This window comes from Herbidospora daliensis (assembly GCF_001570585.1).
Classification (GTDB): Bacteria; Actinomycetota; Actinomycetes; order Streptosporangiales; family Streptosporangiaceae; genus Herbidospora; species Herbidospora daliensis.
Map to the genome: position 1 here is coordinate 39,798 of NZ_BBXF01000001.1, position 18,081 is coordinate 57,878.

An 18,081-nucleotide genomic window follows, 5' to 3' on the forward strand; every position below is an offset into this window, starting at 1 on the left:
ATAAAGGGAAGGCAACGCAGTGACCCACACGAATCGGCAGAAACCCCTGGCCCTGGGCCAGGCCCGTCGCGTCCGGTTGGGGGTCGGTGCAGTGATCCTCTCGCTCTTCGCGGTGACGGGCTGCAGCAGCGCTGATGGCAACACCGCGGCCCCCGGGGAGGAGACCCCTCCGGCGTCGGCCGCGCCGTCGATCACCTCGATCCCCTCCAAGCTGCCCGACCAGCCGACCGCTCCCCCGACGCCGGTCGACCCCAAGAACGTCAAGTGCGAGTACCGCAAGGACGACACCGGCGTGCCGAGCAAGTTCGTGGGCATGCCCCCGGCCAAGCCGATGAAGGCCGCGCTGGCCGCCAAGAACATGACGCTCAAGACCAACCAGGGCGACATCGTCATCGAGCTGGTGCCCGAGTCGACGCCGTGCACGGTCAACTCGTTCTACTTCCTGGCGAAGAAGAACTACTTCGACAACACCCTGTGCCATCGGCTCACCACGGCCGACAGCAACGGCCTCGACCTGCTCCAGTGCGGTGACCCGCAGGCCAAGGGCGACGGCAAGAACAAGACCGACGGCACCGGCGGCCCCGGCTACCTGTTCCCCGACGAGAACCTCGGCCCGCAGTACACGCGCGGCGTGGTCTTCATGGCCCAGGGCGGCGACGCGGCCAACTCCAACGGCAGCCAGTTCGCCATCTCCTACAGCGACGAGGCGGCCCAGCTCCCGGCTGCGTACACGCCGTTCGGCGTGGTGACCAAGGGCATCGAGATCGTCGACAAGATCGCCGCGGGCGGCGTCATCAAGAACGAGGACGACATCCTGTCGGAGGACGGCGGCTCCAACGCGCCGAAGATGCGCGTGGAGATCAAGGACGTCATCGTCAAATAGGCGTTTCCCACCGAAGGGCGGGTCCGAAAGGACTCGCCCTTCGGTGTTTCGGGCGACACGAAACCCATCAGAACCCCTAGAATCTCGCGAAAGGCGAATTCCAGAGCGAATGCCACCCCCCTGACCGGAGGCCATACGTTGTCCGAGCACGAGCCGGCACCGTCGTGGGTCATCGACCCGCACAAGCCCAGCGTCGCCCGGATGTACGACTACTACCTGGGCGGCAAGGACAACTTCGCCGCCGACCGGGAAGCCGCCGACGAGATCCTCGCCCGCATGCCGTACGTCCGCGACTTCACCCGGGAGAACCGCGCGTTCCTGTCGCGGGTCGTCCGCCTGCTGACCGCGCAGGGCATCCGGCAGTTCCTCGACATCGGTTCGGGGTTGCCGACACGGGAGAACACCCACCAGGTCGCCCAGGCCGTCGCCCCCGACGCGCGTGTCGTCTACGTCGACAACGACCCCATCGTGCTGGCCCACGGGCGGGCCCTGCTGGCCAAGAACCACAACACCGCGGTCGTCCGGGCCGACCTGCACGACCCCAAGGGCATCCTCGACCACCCCGAGGTGCGGGCCCTCATCGACTTCTCCCAGCCGGTGGCGATCATGCTGCTGGCGATAGTGCACTTCGTGCCCGACGACGACGAGGCGTCCCGGATCGTGCGGGAACTGCGGGTGCCGATGGTGCCGGGCAGCTACCTGGTCATGTCCCACGGCCACATGGGCGAGGTCGACGACGACCTGCAGGAGGTCGTGTACAAGACGTACCGGCAGACCACCAGCGGGAACATCACGGCCCGCAAGGCGTCGCAGGTCGCGGCCTACTTCGAGGGCATGGAACTGCTGGAGCCAGGAATCGTGCAAGTGGGGGTCTGGCGGCCGGAGATCAAGGGCCTGGCCGACGCCGACCCCCGCAAGGCCGGCTTCTTCGGGGCCGTGGGGCTGGTGAAGTAAAACAAAAAAGGCCGGTCCTGTTCGGACCGGCCTTTTCCGTTGCTAGGCCTTGGGCGTGGCGTCGACGCCGGCTTCCTTGCGCTGCGCCGGGGTGATCGGCGTGGGCGCGGCGGTCAGCGGGTCGAAGCCGGAGGCCGTCTTCGGGAACGCGATCACGTCGCGGATCGAGTCGCCGCCGGCCAGCAGCATGCAGACCCGGTCCCAGCCGTAGGCGATGCCGCCGTGCGGCGGCGGGCCGTACTTGAACGCCTCCAGCAGGAAGCCGAACTTGCTCTCGGCCTCCTCCTTGGAGATGCCCAGCACGTCGAAGACGCGCTGCTGCATCTCGGCGCGGTGGATTCGGATCGAGCCGCCGCCGATCTCCATGCCGTTGCAGACCATGTCGTAGGCGTAGGCCAGGGCCTCGCCGGGGTGGTCCTGGAAGTTGTCGTTCCACTCGGGCTTGGGACCGGTGAACGGGTGGTGCACGGCCGTCCAGCCGCCCTCGCCGTCGTCTTCGAACATGGGCGCGTCGACGACCCACAGGAACGACCACTGCGACTCGTCGATCAGCTCCTTGCGGCGGCCGATCTCGAGCCGGGCCGCGCCGAGCAGCTCACGCGAGGCGTGCCGGGCCCCGGCCGCGAAGAAGATCGCGTCGCCGATCTCGGCGCCGGTCGCCGCGCGCAGCCCGGCGGTCTCGGCCTCGGACAGGTTCTTGGCGACCGGGCCGCCGAACCCGTCTTCCTGGACGAGCACGTAGGCGAGGCCGCGCGCGCCGCGCGACTTGGCCCACTCCTGCCAGCCGTCGAGCTCCTTGCGGGTCTGCGACGCGCCGCCGGGCATGACGACCGCGCCGACGTACTCGTTCTGGAACACCCGGAAGGTGGTGTCCTTGAAGTAGTCGGTCAGGTCGACCAGCTCGACGCCGAACCGCAGGTCGGGCTTGTCGGAGCCGAACCGGGCCATCGCGTCGGCGTAGGTCATGCGGGGCAGCGGGGAGGGCAGTTCGTAGCCGATCGTCTCCTTCCACACTCGCCCGATGACGGCCTCGCCGAGCTCCATGACGTCGTCCTGGTCGACGAACGACATCTCGATGTCGATCTGGGTGAACTCCGGCTGCCGGTCGGCCCGCAGGTCTTCGTCGCGGAAGCACTTGGTCAGCTGGTAGTAGCGCTCCAGGCCGGCCACCATGAGCAGCTGCTTGAACAGCTGCGGCGACTGCGGCAGGGCGTACCAGTTGCCCGGCTGGAGCCGGACCGGCACCAGGAAGTCGCGGGCGCCCTCGGGGGTCGAACGGGTCAGGTTCGGCGTCTCGACGTAGACGAACCCGCGCTCGTTCATCACCTCGTTGACCAGGTAGGTCGCCTTCGACCGGATGCGCAGCGCGTCGCCGAGCTGCTGGCGGCGGATGTCCAGGTAGCGGTACTTGAGCCGGGCCTCCTCGGAGACGCCCGAGACGCCCTCGATCGGGAACGGCAGCGGGGCCGCCTCGCTCAGCACCTCGACCTGGGTGGCGACGACCTCGATGCCGCCCGTGGGGAGCTCGGGATTCTCGTTGCCCTCGGGCCGCACCCGGACCTCTCCGACGACCTTCACGCAGTATTCGGAGCGCAGGCCGTGGGCGTCGTCCTCCTCGCGGAAGACGACCTGGGCGGAGCCGGAGGAGTCGCGCAGGTCGATGAAGACCACGCCGCCGTGGTCACGACGGCGGGCGACCCATCCGGCCAGCGTCACCTGTTGGCCGGCGTGCTCGGGGCGCAACGTCCCGGCCTGGTGGGTGCGGATCACAAGAGTTTCCCTTTCAGGGTTTCGGTGATCGAGGCGAGGGACACCTCGGTCTGTTCGGCGGTTTCAAGATCCTTCAGCTGTACGGCCCCCGCCTCCAGGTCGCGCTCACCGATGATGATCGCGTATCTGGCCCCCGACTTCGACGCCGCCTTCATCGACCCCTTGAGCCCGCGCGAGCCGTAGGCCATGTCGGCCGCGAGCCCCGCGCGGCGCAACTCGGCGAGCAGCCCGAACGCGCGGCGGCGGGCCTCCTCGCCCAGGGGCACGGCGTAGACGTCGACCGTCGAGACGGCGGCCGCGGCGACCTCTTCCGCCTCCATGGCCAGCACGGTGCGGTCGAGGCCGAGCCCGAAGCCGATGCCGGGCAGCGGCGGCCCGCCGATGGACTCGGAGAGCCCGTCGTAGCGGCCGCCCCCGCCGACGGCCGACTGCGCGCCCAGGAGCGGGTGGTCGAACTCGAAGGTGGTGCGGGTGTAGTAGTCGAGGCCGCGCACCAGGCGCGGGTTGTCGGTCCACGGGATCGACAGGTCGGCCAGGGCGGTGCGCACCTGGTCGTGGTGGGCCTTGCAGGAGGCACACAGGTGGTCGGTGACCAGCGGCGCCCCTTCGAGCTGGGCCTTGACCTCGGGCCGCTTGTCGTCGAGGACACGCAGCGGGTTGATCTCGACGCGGGCGCGGGTGGCCTCGTCGAGGTCGAGGGCGCGCAGGAAGTCCTGCAGCGCGGCCCGGTAGATCGGGCGGCACTCGGCGCAGCCCAGCGTGTTCAGCAGCAGCGTCAGCCGCTTGAGGCCGAGCTCCTGGTACCAGTCCCACGCGATGGCGATGGTCTCGGCGTCGACGAGCGGGTCGTCGCTGCCGATCGCCTCCAGGTCGACCTGGTAGAACTGCCGGTAACGCCCGGCCTGGGGCCGCTCGTAGCGGAAGGCTGGGCCGACGGCCCACACCTTCGCGGGCAGCTGGCCGTTGTGGAGGCCGTTCTCCAGCACCGACCGCAGCACGCCGGCGGTGAACTCGGGCCGCAGGGTGAGCGATCGGCCGCCCCGGTCCTGGAAGGTGTACATCTCCTTGGTCACGACGTCGGTCGACTCGCCGACGCCGCGCGCGTAGAGCTGGGTGTCCTCGAACACCGGGAGTTCGAGGTAGCCGTAACCGGCCCTGGTCACCGCGGCGGCGAAGGTGTCGATCGCCCGCCGGAAGGCCGCCGAGCGGGGCGGCACGTATTCACTAACGCCCTTGGGCGCCTGGAAGGTCATCACAGTCCTCGTGTCGGGCCGGGCGCCGCGTCCTTCAAGAAGGGGTTCGAGGCGCGCTCGCGGCCGATGGTCGTCTGGGGTCCGTGACCGGGGAGAACCACCGTTTCGTCCGGCAGCGTCAACGTCTTGGCGAGGCTGCTGAGCATCGCGGAGTGGTCGCCGCCCGGCAGATCGGTGCGGCCGATGGAGTCGCGGAACAACAGGTCGCCGCTGAACAGCACGTGTTCGTCGTCGAGCCTGAAGGTCACCGACCCCCCGGTATGGCCCGGCCGGTGGTCGACGACCAGCTCGAGGCCGGCCAGCTCCAGGACGGCGCCGTCGGCGAGCTCCCGGACGTCGTCGGGCTCGCTGAACTCCAGCCCTCCGAACAACTGTTTGCTCATCGCGCCGAATCCACGGCCCGGATCGCTCAGCAGAACCCGATCATCGGGATGAATCCAGGCAGGAATTTCACGAGCTCCGCAAACCGGACCGACCGACCATATGTGGTCGATGTGCCCGTGGGTCAGGACCACCGCGACCGGCTTCAGCCGGTGCTCGCGGATCAGCTCCTCAAGGCCGTCTTCAGCGTCCTGACCTGGGTCGACGACCACGCACTCCTCGCCCGCGGCGGGCGCGACGACGTAGCAGTTGGTCTGGAAAGACCCGGCTGGGAACCCTGCGATCAACAACGGAGCGGCCTCGATGTCTCAAAGGATTGAGCGAGCGAATGTAACCGAAGGGTACCGGTGCGGGTCGGCGGGCTGCGAACCAATACCCGTGTGCCGATACGATTCGCCCACCTCAATAGTCATTCTTGGACAGTCGGGAGGACGAAGTGGTCACCGGGAAGGACCGGCAGAAGCAACTCGCGCGCGAACACCACGAGCGCCAGCAGGCCGCACGCGTCCAACGTGAGCGCACCGCGAAGCGCAACGCCGCGATCGGGACCACCGCCGGTGTCGTGGTCGTCATCGCGGGCATCGTGGCGGCGGCGATCTTCCTGACGGGCGGCGCCGACGACGCCGACCCGGCCACGGCGGCGGCGTCGGCCTCGGCCAATCCGGCCGAGAGCGCGGCGGCGGCCCCCGCGGAGCCCCTGCCCTTCGACAAGGGCACCGGCCGGTGCGACTACGTGAGCGACCCGGCGGGCGGGGCCAAGGACGTCGGCAAGCCCGATCCCAAGGTCGCGGCGGCGCCGGCGGTCATGAAGATCGACACCAACCTGGGCGTCATCGAGGCCGACCTCGACGGTGCCAAGGCGCCGTGCACGGTCGGCTCGTTCACCCACCTGGCGAGCAAGGGCTACTTCGCCAACACGAAGTGCCACCGCCTCACCACCGAGGGCATCAAGGTGCTCCAGTGCGGCGACCCGACCGCCACGGGCAGCGGCGGCCCCGGCTACCGCTTCGTCGACGAGAACCTCGAGGGCGCCAGCTACAAGCGGGGCGTGCTGGCCATGGCCAACAGCGGCCCGAACACCAACGGCAGCCAGTTCTTCATCGTCTACGGCGACGAGACCGACACCCTGCCCGACTCGTACACGCCCTTCGGCACGATCACCAAGGGCCTGGACCTCGTCGACAAGGTGGCCAAGGCGGGCGTCGAGGGCGGCGGCGGCGACGGTACGCCGAAGCAGGCTGTCGAAATCAAAGACGTGACAATTACCGGCAAGAGCTGACGTAATACAACCAAGGGCTAAACGCCCTGGAGGCTGATTCGAGTGCGGGAGGACACGGTGACCACCGACCCGTGGGGCCGGGTAGACGACGACGGCACCGTCTACGTGCGTACGGCTGAGGGAGAACGGGCCGTCGGGTCCTGGCAGGCCGGGGAACCGGAAGAGGCGCTGGCCTACTTCCACCGCAAGTTCGACGAGCTGGCCGGACAGGTCCAGCTGCTCGAACAGCGGGTGAAGGGCACCGACCTGCCGCCCGCTCAGGCGGAGGCCGGCATCCTGAAGCTGCGCGAGGCGATCACCGGTGCGAACGCGGTCGGTGACCTCGACTCGCTGAACAACCGGCTCCAGGCCCTCTCCGAGATGGTGGGCAAGCGCCGCGAGGAAGTGAAGGCGGCCCGCGAGGTCGCCCGCGGCCAGGCCAAGGAGATCAAGGAGCGGATCGTCGGCGAGGCCGAGCGCATCGCCGAGGACGCCACTCACTGGAAGTCCGGCGGCGAGCGGCTGCGCCAGCTCGTCGAGGAGTGGAAGGCCGCCGAGCGGATCGACCGCGCGACCGAGGCGGCGCTGTGGAAGCGCCTGTCCACGGCCCGCACGGCGTTCGCCAAGCGCCGCAAGGCCTACTTCTCCTCGCTCGACGAGCAGCGCGACCAGGTGCGTTCCTCCAAGGAGCGCATCGTGACCGAGGCCGAGGAGCTGTCCTCCTCGACCGACTGGAACGCCACGGCCGCGGCCTACCGCGAGCTGATGCGCCGCTGGAAGGCGGCCGGCCGGGCGTCCCGCGAGGCCGAAGACGAGCTCTGGAACCGCTTCAAGGCCGCCCAGGACCAGTTCTTCCAGGCCCGCTCGACCGTGTTCGCCGAGCGCGACGCGTCGTTCGCGGCCAACGCCGACGCCAAGGAGCTGCTGCTCGTCGAGGCGGAGAAGATCCTCCCGGTGACCGACGTCCGCGCGGCGCGCGGTCAGCTCCGGGCGCTGGTCGAGCGGTGGGAGGCCGTCGGCCCGGTGCCGCGCGAGCAGCGCGACCGGCTCGAGGGCGGCCTGCGGAAGATCGACGACGCGGTCCGCAAGGCCGAGGAAGCGGAGTGGAAACGCTCCAACCCCGAGGCCCGCGCGCGGGCGCAGGACACGGTCAACCAGCTCCGCCGCTCGATCGAGCAGCTGGAGACCCGGCTGGCCAAGGCCCAGCCGGGCAGCAAGCAGGCCAAGGAGGCCGAGGAGGGCATCGCCGCCCGCCGCTCCTGGCTCGAAGAGGCCGAGCGTACGCTCGCCGAGTTCTCCTGAGGTCGCGCCGGCGGCGCCTGACCCCTCGCGGGGTCAGGCGCCGCTGGTCACCCGGTAGACGTCGTAGACGCCCGGGATGTTGCGCACCGCCTTGAGCACGTGGCCCAGGTGCTTGGGGTCGCCCATCTCGAAGGTGAACTTGCTGACCGCGACCCGGTCGCGTGAGGTCGTCACCGACGCCGACAGGATGTTGACGTGGTGGTCGGACAGGGTCCGGGTCACGTCGGACAGCAGCCTCGGCCGGTCGAGCGCCTCGACCTGGATCGCCACCAGGAACACCGAGTCGTCGCCCGCCGACCAGGCCACCTCGACGAGCCGCTCGGGCTGCTCCTGGAGCTGCCCCACGTTGGCGCAGTCGACCCGGTGCACCGAGACGCCGTGGCCGCGGGTCACGAAGCCGGTGATGTCGTCGCCCGGGACGGGCGTGCAGCACCGCGACAGCCGCACCCACACGTCGGGGTCGCCCGCCACCATGACGCCGGCGTTGGTCCCGGCCCTGGGACGCCCCTTGAGCTGCGTGGGCAGCGCCGCCTCGGCGATGTCCTCCTCGGCCCCCTCGACCCCTCCCAGGGCCTGTACGAGCTTCTGGACGACCGCCTGGGCCGCGATGTGGCCTTCGCCCACCGCCGCGTAGAGCGCCGAAACGTCGGGATAGTGCAGATCGCGGGCCAGGGCGAGCAGCGCCTCCCCCGACATGAGCCGCTGGAGCGGCAGGCCCTGCTTGCGCATCGCCCGCCCGATGGCCTCCTTGCCGGCCTCGATCGCGGTCTCGCGGCGCTCCTTGGAGAACCACTGGCGGATCTTGTTACGGGCCCGGCCCGACTTGACGAACTTCAGCCAGTCGCGCGAGGGCCCGGCGTCGGGCGACTTCGAGGTGAAGATCTCGACCGTGTCGCCGTTGCCCAGCCGCGACTCCAGCGGCACCAGCCGCCCGTTGACCCGGGCCCCGATGCAGCGGTGGCCGACCTCGGTGTGCACCGCGTAGGCGAAGTCGACCGGGGTCGCGCCGTCGGGCAGCGCGATGACCTGGCCGCGCGGGGTGAAGACGAACACCTCGGAGACCGACAGGTCGAAGCGCAGCGACTCGAGGAACTCGCCCGGGTCGGAGGTCTCCTTCTGCCAGTCGAGCAGCTGGCGCAGCCACGCCATGTCGTTGACGTCCTTGACCTTGCTGCCCGGGTTGGAGGCGACCATCTCCTCCTTGTACTTCCAGTGGGCGGCGACGCCGTATTCGGCGCGGTGGTGCATCGCGCGGGTGCGGATCTGCAGCTCGACCGGCTTGCCCTCGGGCCCGATGACCGTCGTGTGCAGCGACTGGTACATGTTGAACTTGGGCATCGCTATGTAGTCTTTGAACCGGCCGGGCACCGGGTTCCACCGAGCGTGGATCGTTCCGAGCGCGGCGTAGCAGTCGCGGACCGTGTCGACCAGCACCCGGATGCCCACCAGGTCGTAGATGTCGTCGAAGGCGACGCCCTTGGCGATCATCTTCTGGTAGATCGAGTAGTAGTGCTTCGGGCGGCCCTTCACGGTCGCCCGGATCTTCTGCTCGCGCAGGTCGGAGTGGACGTTCTCGATCACTTCCTGCAGGAACAGGTCGCGCCGGGGGGCCCGCTCGGAGACCATGCGGGCGATCTCGTCGTAGCGCTTGGGGAAGAGCATGGTGAACGCGAGGTCCTCCAGCTCCCACTTGATCGTGTTCATGCCCAGGCGGTGGGCCAGCGGCGCGAAGATCTCCAGCGTCTCGCGGGACTTCTGCTGCCGCTTGTGCTCGGGCATGTAGCGCATGGTGCGCATGTTGTGGAGCCGGTCGGCCAGCTTGATGACCAGCACCCGGATGTCGCGGCTCATCGCCACGACCATCTTGCGCACCGTCTCGGCCTGCGCGGCGTCGCCGAACTTGACCTTGTCGAGCTTGGTCACGCCGTCGACCAGCAGGGCGATGTTCTCGCCGAAGTCGGCGCGCAGTTCGTCGAGCCCGTAGGCGGTGTCCTCCACGGTGTCGTGGAGGAGCGCCGCGCACAGGGTCTCGTCGTCGGTGCCGAGCTCGGCCAGGATCGTCGCCACGGCCAGCGGATGGGTGATGTAGGGGTCGCCGCTCTTCCGCTTCTGGTCGCGGTGGTGATAGGCCGCCGTCTCGTAGGCACGCTCGATCAGCCGCAGATCGGCCTTCGGGTGAGTGGCCCGGACCGTCTTGAACAGGGGCTCGAGGACGGGGTTCATCGCACCCCACTGCCCCCCGAACCGGCCCAGCCTGCGCCGGACGGCCGTCCCCTTCTCCGGGGGCGCCGCCTCGGCGGGCACATCGGGAACCGGCGCGCCGGGCGATTCGACGGGCGCGTTGCCGGGGGCCACTTCACGGGGCACTCAGACTCCTCACATTCGAGTCCAGATCACTCAGTGTAGGTCAAACGGTAACCAAGGCTCTGACGTCGAGACCGGGCAGCCTCTCCCTACCGGGGAGGAAGGACAGCTCCATCAGGAAGGTCACGGCCACCACTTCGGCGCCCGCGCGCCGCACCAGGTCGACCGCGGCGGCCGCGGTGCCGCCGGTGGCCAGGACGTCGTCGACCACCAGGACCCGCTCGCCGGGGGCGAACGCGTCGGCGTGGACCTCGATCGTCGCAGAGCCGTATTCCAGATCGTAGGACGCCTCAAGCGTCTCGGCGGGCAATTTGCCCTTCTTGCGTACCGGAACGAAACCCGCGCCCCTTCTGAGGGCCACGGGAGCGGCCAGGATGAAGCCCCTGGCCTCGATGCCGACCACCTTGTCGAAGGAGAACCCCTCAGCCAGGTCGTCGACGACCGTCGTGAACGCGGCCGGATCGGCCAGCAGGGGGGTGATGTCCTTGAACAGGATGCCAGGCTGCGGATAGTCGGGAATATCCCTGATCAGCGAGATCCACTCGGTCACCTGCCAACAGTAGTGGCTACTCAAAAGCGAACGCCCCACGGGCTCCCGATCTTCCCGGGCGCCCGCAGGGCTTTCGTATGTCTATCGGGTGGATTCCCGACGCGAACCACGGCCGGCCACCAGCCGGCCGCGGCTCGCTTTGCTACTTCTTGACGTGCTCCTTCTTCTCCTTCGCGGAGGCCTGCTTGGCCTCGGAGGCCTCGCGCTGGGCCACTCGCTTGGCGAGGGCGATCCACTGGGGCTCGCGCTCCTTGAGCGACACCAGGATCGGCGTCGCCACGCAGAGGGAGGAGTAGGTGCCGACGAGCATGCCGACGAAGAGGGCCAGCGAGAGGTCCTTCAGCACACCGGCGCCGAGCAGGGTGGTCCCGATGAACAGGATCGCCGCGACCGGCAGGATCGCCACCAGCGAGGTGTTGAGCGACCGGATCAGGGTGTGGCTGAGGGCGTTGTTGGCCGCCTGGGTGTAGGTCATCTTGGCCGACGTCTTCAGCGGGGTCGTGACCTCCTTGATCATGTCGAACACGACGACCGCGTCGTAGAGCGAATAACCGAGGATGGTCAGGAAGCCCAGCATGGTCGCCGGGGTGACCTCGAAGCCCGACCAGGAGTAGATGCCGGCCGTGATCACGAGGTCGTGGATGAGCGCGACGATCGCCGCCAGCGCCATCCGCCACTCGAACGCCATGCTCAGGTAGGCCATGATCGCGATCATGAAGACGATCAGGCCGATCCAGGCCTTGGTCGAGACCTCACCGCCCCACGTCGCCCCGATGACCTGGGTGCTGACGTCGTTGGGCTGGATCTTGTACTCGCTCGCGACGGTCTGCTGGACCTTGGTGACCTCGGCGCCTTCGAGGCTCTCGGTGGTCACCCGCCAGTTCGGACCGGCCTCCTGGACGATCACCTGGTGGGGACCGGCCGAGCCGACCACCTCACGCACCTGCTCGATCGACGAGCCGGGCGTGCGGGTGAAGTCGAAGACCGAGCCGCCGGTGAACTCGACGCCCAGGTTGAGCGGCTTGATGAACAGACCGGCGATCGAGATGATCAGCAGCGTGAGCGACAGGCCGTACCAGAGCTTGCGCTTACCGACGAAGTCGATGTCGATGTCGCCGCGGTAGAGGCGGCGCGCGAGGCCGGCGGCCATCACGCCTCCTGGAGGGTGGTCGAGGTGGACGACGAATCGGTGCGCGCCATGCGCTCGGCGTCGAGTCCGGACAGCGGGTGGCCCTTGGCGAAGAACGCCATGCGCGCCACCAGCGACATGAGCGGCTTGGTGAAGAGGAACACCACCACGATGTCGATGACGGTCGTCAGGCCCATCGCGAAGGCGAAGCCGGCGACGTCGCCGACGGCCAGGAAGTAGAGCACCAGGGCCGCGATGAACATGACCGCGTCGGCCACGAGGATCGTGCGGCGGGCGCGCTTCCAGGCCACTTCGACGGCCGTGCGCAGGCTGCGCCGGCCCTCCTTCATCTCGTCTCGGATTCGCTCGAAGTAGACGATGAAGGAGTCGGCGGTGATGCCGATCGAGACCACCAGGCCGATGATGTGCGGCAGCGACAGGCGGAAGCCCGCGTTGGCGCTGAGCACCACGACCGACAGGTAGGTGACGACCGTCGCGACCAGGAGGCTGGCGATGCCGACCACGCCGAGGCCGCGGTAGTAGAGCAGCAGGTAGAGCATGACGATCACGAGGCCGATGCCGCCCGCGATCAGACCGCCGCGCAGCTGGTCGGCGCCGAGGGTCGAGGAGACCGACACGGTCGAGCTGACCTTGAACTTCAGCGGCAGCGCGCCGTACTTGAGCTGGTCGGCCAGTTCGGTCGCGGTCTGCGAGGTGAAGCTGCCCGAGATCTCGGTCTTGCCGCCGGTGATGCGGCCGTTGGAGACCGGGGCCGTCACGACCACGCCGTCGAGCACCGCGCCGATCTGGTTGCGCGGCGGCTGGCTGTTGAAGGTCTTGTTGGTCAGCTCGGACCACTTCGTGGCGCCCGCGCTCTTGAAGTCGAGGTTGACGACCCACTCGCCGGTGTCCTGGCGCACGCCGGACGAGGCGGTGCTGATCTCCGAACCCTGGACCGCGGCCACGTCGAGGATGTACTTCGCGGTGCCGCTCTCGTCACAGGCCGCGAACTGCTTGGTCGGGTCGTCGAGGACGCCCGCGCCCTTGTTGTTGGCCGTGCACTTGAGGTCCTTGAACTGCTGCAGGACGGCCGGGTCGATGCCGGACAGGTCCTGGCCCGCCAGCGGGTCGGCGGCGGCGTTCGGGTCGGCCGAGGGCTGCGTCGTCACGAGCGGCGAGGCGGCCGGGCTGGGCTCGGCGTTCTTCTTCTTGCCGTTGCCCTGCTGGTTGTCGCCCTGCTGCTTGTTCCCCTGGCCCGCTTCGGCGCTCGCGGTCGGCGAGGGCGCCTGGAGGGCCTTGGAGACCGCCCGGCCCGCCGGGCTGGCGGCTGGAGAGGCGGCGGCCGACGGCGTCACGGCCGGGAGCGAGCCCGACGGGGCCGGCGAGGCCGCGTCGCTGGGCAGCGCGGCCGGCTGAGCCTGCGCCGGGCCGACGGCGAGCACCTGGCGGAAGCGGAGCTCGGCGGTCGTGGCCACCAGCTTCAACGCCTCTTCCTGACCCGCGCCCGGGATCTGGATCAGGATGTTGTCACTGGCCCTCGCGACCTGGGCGTCGGAGATGCCCTGCCCGTTGACGCGGTCACGGATGATGTTGACGGCCCGATCGAGGCTCTCTTGCGAGGGCGCCTTGTTGTCGAGGGTCTCGGGCGAGAGCGTGACAGTCGTGCCGCCCGCCAGGTCGAGACCGAACTTCGGGATGTACGCGTTCTGCAGGACCACGGCCGCGCCCATGGCGGCGATGATCGCCAGAAGAAGCAGGAGCGTGCGTCCCGGCTTGATCTGGCTGCTGGTCGGTGGGGCCACTGGTGGTCAGTCTTTCGTCAAGGGGTCTTCAATGAGGGTACTCAGGACTTGCGGGTGCTGGAGTCTCCAGTCTCCGGGCTTTCCGCGACGTTGTCGTCGTCGGACTTCTCATCGGTCTCGGTCGAGTCGATCCCGTCGCCGGGCTCCTCGGTGAGGACCCGGCCGATCGCGGCCTTGACCCAGCGGGTCTCGATCCCGGGCGCGACCTCGAGGATGACGTCTTCGTCGGCGAAGCCGACCACGGTGCCGAACAGGCCCGTTGTGGTCATCACGCGGGAACCCACGCTGAGCGAGTTCTGCATCGCGACCTGCTCCTGCTGCCGCTTCCGCTGCGGGCGGATGAGCAGGAAGTAGAAGACCACGAAGAGCAGGACGATCGGGAGTAGCTGCGCAAGCCCTTCCACGGGGCTCTCCTTCGTTGAAGAGATGACCGGCCATTCGCCGGAGGTCACACGAGGTTTGACGCCGGTCCGGGCCACACGCTCGGCACGTCACCTTACATAGCGAGCCTAGCCACCCAGCCAAGCCACGCAGTGTAGGCGAGCTGTCAGAACCCCGGCAACGAGGCCACGATCCGCCGCGCGGGAAAGTTCCGTTTTCACGCCTATTGCAACCATTCCGTGATCCCCAAGGCCCTTTCCGGCATCACTGTGGGTTATCAGGAGGGTCGTCGAAGACCACGCCGGCCCCGAACGCGTCGGGCGGCGGGACCAGGCCCAGATGGACCCAGGCGGCGGCCGTGGCCACCCGTCCGCGCGGGGTGCGGGCGAGCAGCCCCTGCCGGACGAGGAACGGCTCGGCGACCACCTCGACGGTCTCGGGCTCCTCCCCCACGGCTACGGCGAGTGTCGACAGCCCGACGGGCCCGCCGCCGAACTTGCGCAGCAGCGCGCCCAGGACGGCCCGGTCGAGCCGGTCGAGGCCCTCGGCGTCGACTTCGTAAAGATTGAGTGCGGCCGCGGCGATCTCCCGGGTGATCAGCCCGTCGGCGCGCACCTCGGCGAAGTCGCGCACCCGCCGCAGCAGCCGGTTGGCGATGCGGGGGGTGCCCCTTGAGCGGCCGGCGATCTCGGCGGCTCCTTCTTCCGGCAGGTCGACGCCGAGCAGCCGGGCCGAGCGGTTGAGCACGGTCTCGAGCTCGGCCTCGTCGTAGAACTCCATGTGGGCGGTGAACCCGAACCGGTCGCGCAGCGGCGCCGGCAGCAGGCCCGCCCGGGTGGTGGCCCCGACGAGGGTGAACGGCGCGACCTCCAGCGGGATCGCGGTCGCCCCCGGGCCCTTGCCGACGACGATGTCGACCCGGAAGTCCTCCATCGCCAGGTAGAGCATCTCTTCGGCGGGCCGGGCCATGCGGTGGATCTCGTCGATGAAGAGCACTTCGCCGTCGGTCAGCGTCGACAGGATCGCGGCCAGGTCGCCGGCCCGCTCCAGCGCCGGGCCCGAGGTCACCCGCAGCGGGGCCCCCAGCTCGGCCGCGATGATCATGGCGAGGGTGGTCTTGCCGAGGCCGGGCGGCCCGCTCATCAGCACGTGGTCGGGCGGCCGGTTGCGCCGCAGCGCCCCTTCGAGCACCAGGGAGAGCTGCTCCCTGACCCTCGGCTGCCCGATGAACTCGGCCAGCCGCTTGGGCCGCAGCGCCGCCTCGATCAGCCGCTCGTCGCCCTGGACGTCGGCCGAGACCAGCTCGCGTTCGAAGGAGCCGGCGATCTCGACCTCGTAGGACCCGTCGCCCGGCTCGTGGATCGACCCTTCGCGGAACCCGCCGGCCGACCCGGGCAGCAGGCCGTCACGTTCGCGGGACGGCTCGGCCGGGACGCCGGGAAGTGAATCTTTCATCGCACGCTCAGCGCCCGGAGGGCGGCCTTCAGCAGCGGCGCGATCTGGGGCTGGCGCCCAGCAGCCAGTTCGGCCTCGGCGTCGGGGGTCACCACGGCGAGGGCGTCGTCGGCGTCGCGGGCGGAGTAGCCGAGCCCGACGAGGCCCGAATGCACCTGCTCGCGCCACAGGGCCTCGCGGGCGGGCCCGTTGATCGCGGCGTTCACGACCTCTTCGGGGGTGCCCAGCTTGCCCTTGAGCTCCAGCACGAGCCGCTGCGCGCCCTTCTGCCCGATGCCCGGCACCATCTGCAGCGCCTTGAGGTCGCCGGAGGCCACCGCGACGCGCAGCGCGTTGGGCGAGTGGACGGCCAGCATCGCCAGCGCGAGCCGGGGACCGATGCCGCTGGCGGTCTGCAGCATCTCGAACACCACCCGCTCGTCGTCGGAGGCGAACCCGTAGAGGGTCAGCGACTCCTCCCGGACGACCAGCGAGGTCGACAACCGGCCGGTCTCCCCCACACGCAGCAGCCCGAGGGTGCCGGGCGTGCAGTGGACCAGCACGCCCACCCCGCCGACCTCGACCACGGCGGCGTCAGGGGCGATGGCGGTGACCAGACCGGACACCGAGGCGATCATCAGGTGCTCCCGGGATTGCGGACGAGGACCGGAGAGGAACCCCGGCCCGAAAGGACGGACGACCAGAACGGGGGGCGCGCTCCACGGACGGCGGCGATCACCGGGGGGCAGGGCCTCACTGAGGGGCAGGGTCTCACCGGGGGCTCCGGGACCGGCCGGGCTGGTGGTCGCCCTGCTCGCGGCCCCCCGCACCACCCCCGGGCGGCCCGCCCGGCCGGCCTGGCGCGAGCCCGCCCGCCCGGGCGGTCGCCACGGCGCCCGCCAGGCGGTTCTGCACTCCCCCGCGCCACACGTGGCAGATGGCCAGCGCCAGCGCGTCGGCGGCGTCGGCGGGCTTGGGCATGGCGTCGAGGCGGAGGATGCGGGTGACCATGGTGCCGACCTGCTTCTTGTCGGCGGTGCCGCTGCCGGTGACGGCGGCCTTGACCTCGGAGGGGGTGTGGAGCGCGACGGGCAGCCCGCGGCGCGACGCGCACAGGATGGCCACGGCGGCCGACTGGGCGGTGCCCATGACGGTGCGGACGTTGTGCTGCGCGAACACCCGCTCGACGGCCACCGCGTCGGGCGCGGTCTCGTCGAGCCACTTCTCGAGGCCCCGCTCGATCGCGACCAGGCGGGCGCCGATCTCGTCGTCGGCCGGGGTGCGGATCACGCCGACGGCCACCAGGCGGGCGGGCGATCCGGGGCGGCCGTCGACGACGCCGACGCCGCAGCGGGTGAGCCCGGGGTCGACACCCAGCACGCGCACCGGCGGCCCCCTTCCGCTCCGAACATGTGTTCGGCGATCTTACACTAGAAGTAGTCGAGCAGGTACGCCTTCGCGGCGAACACGGCGTCGAGGGTGTCGTCGAAGAGGGCGGGGCCGGTCAGCCCGCCCGACATGCGCAGAGTGGCGGCGGGCACGCCGGCGTACAGGGCCGAGAGGGCGTTGATCGTGAGGGCCGGGCCCGGCCCGGCGCCCTTCGACAGGGCGCCCGTGCCGTCGGCGACCTCCAGGAGCCAGGTGCCGTCGTTGGCGGGGCGGGCCGGGTCGGTGAGCTCGAACGTGACGGCGGCGGTGACCGCCGCCGGGTAGCCGCGCCGGGCGATCGCGTCGGCGGGGTCGACGAGGCGGAACATCCAGCGGGTGGACGCCACGACGTCGGTGGAGCGTTCGCGCAGCAGCCACAGGACCGGGTCGTCGGGCGCGATCGTGGCGGTGACCCGCTTGGCGACCGACGAGGAGGTGCCGACGAGGGCCCACAGGGCCCGTGCGGTGGCCTCGGAGGCGGCGAGGAGGCCGTCGACCTCGATGTCGCCGCCCGACCAGCGGTAGATCACGTAGCCGTCGTCGGCGAGGTAGCAGAAGTCGTCGTCGTCTTCGAGCCAGACCCGCCAGGTCTCCGGCGTGTAGGTCAGCGGGCCCGAGGCCCGGGTGGCGGCGTGGACGCGGCCGATCAGCGCCACCAGCTCGTCGGTGTCGCCGGGGCCCATGCGGCGCAGCCCGGCCGGCGCGCCGGGGGCGATCGTGCGCAGCGCTTCGGTGGGCAGGGTCGCGATCAGGCGGCCGCCGGCGTGCTCGAAGCCCGCGTTCCGGTAGACCGGGGTGGTCGCCGGATAGAGCGCCGAGACCGCCGATCCGAGTTCGGAGCAGCGGTCGAGCACGGCACTCATCAGCATCCGGCCGACGCCCCTGCCCCGGTCTTCGGGCGCCACGGTGACGCCGGCCACGCCGCCCATGGACTGCGGGCGGCCGTGCCACCACTGCGTGAAGGGGTTGAGCCGGGCCGTGGCGACCAGCCGGGCGCCGTCGAAGACGCCCAGGCAGCGGCCCTGGGACAACAACGGCGTGACCATGCGGCGCCAGATCGCGGCGTCGGACGCCGAGAGTGGCCCGAAGGCCCGCTTGCGGTTGTCGAGCACCGCGTCGAGATCGTCTTCGCCGAGATCACGGATATCCACGGAACCACAACCTACGCAGGCCTCACGGAACCGCGCAATCC

General features: G+C 70.1%; 16 protein-coding genes. 4 read left to right on the top strand and 12 right to left on the bottom strand.

The features are described 5' to 3' along the window. Nucleotides 1-91 precede the first annotated feature (91 nt). Nucleotides 92-883 (top strand): peptidylprolyl isomerase, encoded by a 792-nt coding sequence (locus tag AW274_RS00180; protein WP_062428224.1) that lies wholly within the window; start codon nt 92-94, stop codon nt 881-883. A 138-nt stretch (nt 884-1,021) separates the two neighbouring features. Next, nucleotides 1,022-1,837, top strand: coding sequence for an SAM-dependent methyltransferase (locus AW274_RS00185; RefSeq protein WP_062428225.1), 816 nt, complete (start codon nt 1,022-1,024; stop codon nt 1,835-1,837). A 42-nt stretch (nt 1,838-1,879) separates the two neighbouring features. On the opposite strand, the gene aspS is transcribed toward AW274_RS00185, so the two are convergent. From aspS to AW274_RS00200, 3 genes are read right to left on the bottom strand one after another with little or no spacing between them, the layout of a single operon-like run. Beyond that, nucleotides 1,880-3,607, bottom strand: a complete 1,728-nt coding sequence (aspS, locus tag AW274_RS00190) for an aspartate--tRNA ligase (protein ID WP_062428226.1) — start codon at nt 3,605-3,607, stop codon at nt 1,880-1,882. Continuing rightward, nucleotides 3,604-4,860, bottom strand: coding sequence for a histidine--tRNA ligase (hisS, locus tag AW274_RS00195; protein WP_062428227.1), 1,257 nt, complete (start codon nt 4,858-4,860; stop codon nt 3,604-3,606). The genes aspS and hisS overlap by 4 nt, the downstream gene beginning before the upstream one ends. Continuing rightward, nucleotides 4,860-5,531, bottom strand: coding sequence for an MBL fold metallo-hydrolase (locus AW274_RS00200; protein WP_062428228.1), 672 nt, complete (start codon nt 5,529-5,531; stop codon nt 4,860-4,862). The genes hisS and AW274_RS00200 overlap by 1 nt, the downstream gene beginning before the upstream one ends. A 146-nt stretch (nt 5,532-5,677) precedes the next feature. Here AW274_RS00200 and AW274_RS00205 point away from each other — a divergent pair, with 146 nt between their 5' ends. After that, nucleotides 5,678-6,520 (top strand): peptidylprolyl isomerase, encoded by an 843-nt coding sequence (locus AW274_RS00205; protein ID WP_062428229.1) that lies wholly within the window; start codon nt 5,678-5,680, stop codon nt 6,518-6,520. Nucleotides 6,521-6,562: 42 nt separating this feature from the next. Next, nucleotides 6,563-7,801 (top strand): DUF349 domain-containing protein, encoded by a 1,239-nt coding sequence (locus AW274_RS00210; protein ID WP_232319912.1) that lies wholly within the window; start codon nt 6,563-6,565, stop codon nt 7,799-7,801. A gap of 33 nt (nt 7,802-7,834) precedes the next feature. Here the strand turns inward: AW274_RS00210 and AW274_RS00215 are convergent, their stop codons facing one another. The 9 genes from AW274_RS00215 to AW274_RS00255 all read right to left on the bottom strand — a co-directional run bounded on the left by AW274_RS00215 (nt 7,835) and on the right by AW274_RS00255 (nt 18,040). Then, on the bottom strand, nt 7,835-10,024 hold the full coding sequence (locus AW274_RS00215; protein WP_157519803.1) for a RelA/SpoT family protein: 2,190 nt from the start codon (nt 10,022-10,024) through the stop codon (nt 7,835-7,837). Between the two features lie 184 nt (nt 10,025-10,208). Beyond that, nucleotides 10,209-10,715, bottom strand: coding sequence for an adenine phosphoribosyltransferase (locus AW274_RS00220; RefSeq protein WP_062428231.1), 507 nt, complete (start codon nt 10,713-10,715; stop codon nt 10,209-10,211). A gap of 142 nt (nt 10,716-10,857) precedes the next feature. Further along, on the bottom strand, nt 10,858-11,865 hold the full coding sequence (gene secF, locus AW274_RS00225) for a protein translocase subunit SecF (protein WP_062428232.1): 1,008 nt from the start codon (nt 11,863-11,865) through the stop codon (nt 10,858-10,860). After that, the gene (gene secD / locus AW274_RS00230) at nt 11,865-13,646 is read right to left on the bottom strand and encodes a protein translocase subunit SecD (RefSeq protein ID WP_369408597.1); all 1,782 of its coding nucleotides are present in this window, start codon (nt 13,644-13,646) and stop codon (nt 11,865-11,867) included. Before secD ends, secF begins: the two co-directional genes overlap by 1 nt. 41 nt (nt 13,647-13,687) lie before the next feature. After that, a complete protein-coding gene (gene yajC / locus AW274_RS00235) occupies nt 13,688-14,050 on the bottom strand; it encodes a preprotein translocase subunit YajC (RefSeq protein WP_063813041.1) in 363 nt (120 codons plus the stop codon). A gap of 241 nt (nt 14,051-14,291) precedes the next feature. Further along, on the bottom strand, nt 14,292-15,389 hold the full coding sequence (gene ruvB, locus AW274_RS00240; protein ID WP_439648747.1) for a Holliday junction branch migration DNA helicase RuvB: 1,098 nt from the start codon (nt 15,387-15,389) through the stop codon (nt 14,292-14,294). A gap of 89 nt (nt 15,390-15,478) precedes the next feature. After that, complete coding sequence (ruvA, locus tag AW274_RS00245; protein ID WP_062428233.1) at nt 15,479-16,099, bottom strand: Holliday junction branch migration protein RuvA; 621 nt, start codon at nt 16,097-16,099, stop codon at nt 15,479-15,481. 133 nt (nt 16,100-16,232) lie between these two features. Further along, nucleotides 16,233-16,847: a crossover junction endodeoxyribonuclease RuvC gene (ruvC, locus tag AW274_RS00250; RefSeq protein WP_062428234.1), complete on the bottom strand. Its 615-nt coding sequence runs from the start codon at nt 16,845-16,847 to the stop codon at nt 16,233-16,235. Nucleotides 16,848-16,891: 44 nt separating this feature from the next. Further along, complete coding sequence (locus tag AW274_RS00255) at nt 16,892-18,040, bottom strand: GNAT family N-acetyltransferase (protein WP_062428235.1); 1,149 nt, start codon at nt 18,038-18,040, stop codon at nt 16,892-16,894. Nucleotides 18,041-18,081 lie beyond the last annotated feature (41 nt).

Excerpts from the sequence above, each read along its gene's own strand:
- hisS (WP_062428227.1), bottom strand. The coding sequence starts at position 4,860 with ATGACCTTCCAGGCGCCCAAGGGCGTTAGTGAATACGTGCCGCCCCGC.
- AW274_RS00215 (WP_157519803.1), bottom strand. The coding sequence starts at position 10,024 with ATGAACCCCGTCCTCGAGCCCCTGTTCAAGACGGTCCGGGCCACTCAC.
- secF (WP_062428232.1), bottom strand. The coding sequence starts at position 11,865 with ATGGCCGCCGGCCTCGCGCGCCGCCTCTACCGCGGCGACATCGACATC.
- ruvA (WP_062428233.1), bottom strand. The coding sequence starts at position 16,099 with ATGATCGCCTCGGTGTCCGGTCTGGTCACCGCCATCGCCCCTGACGCC.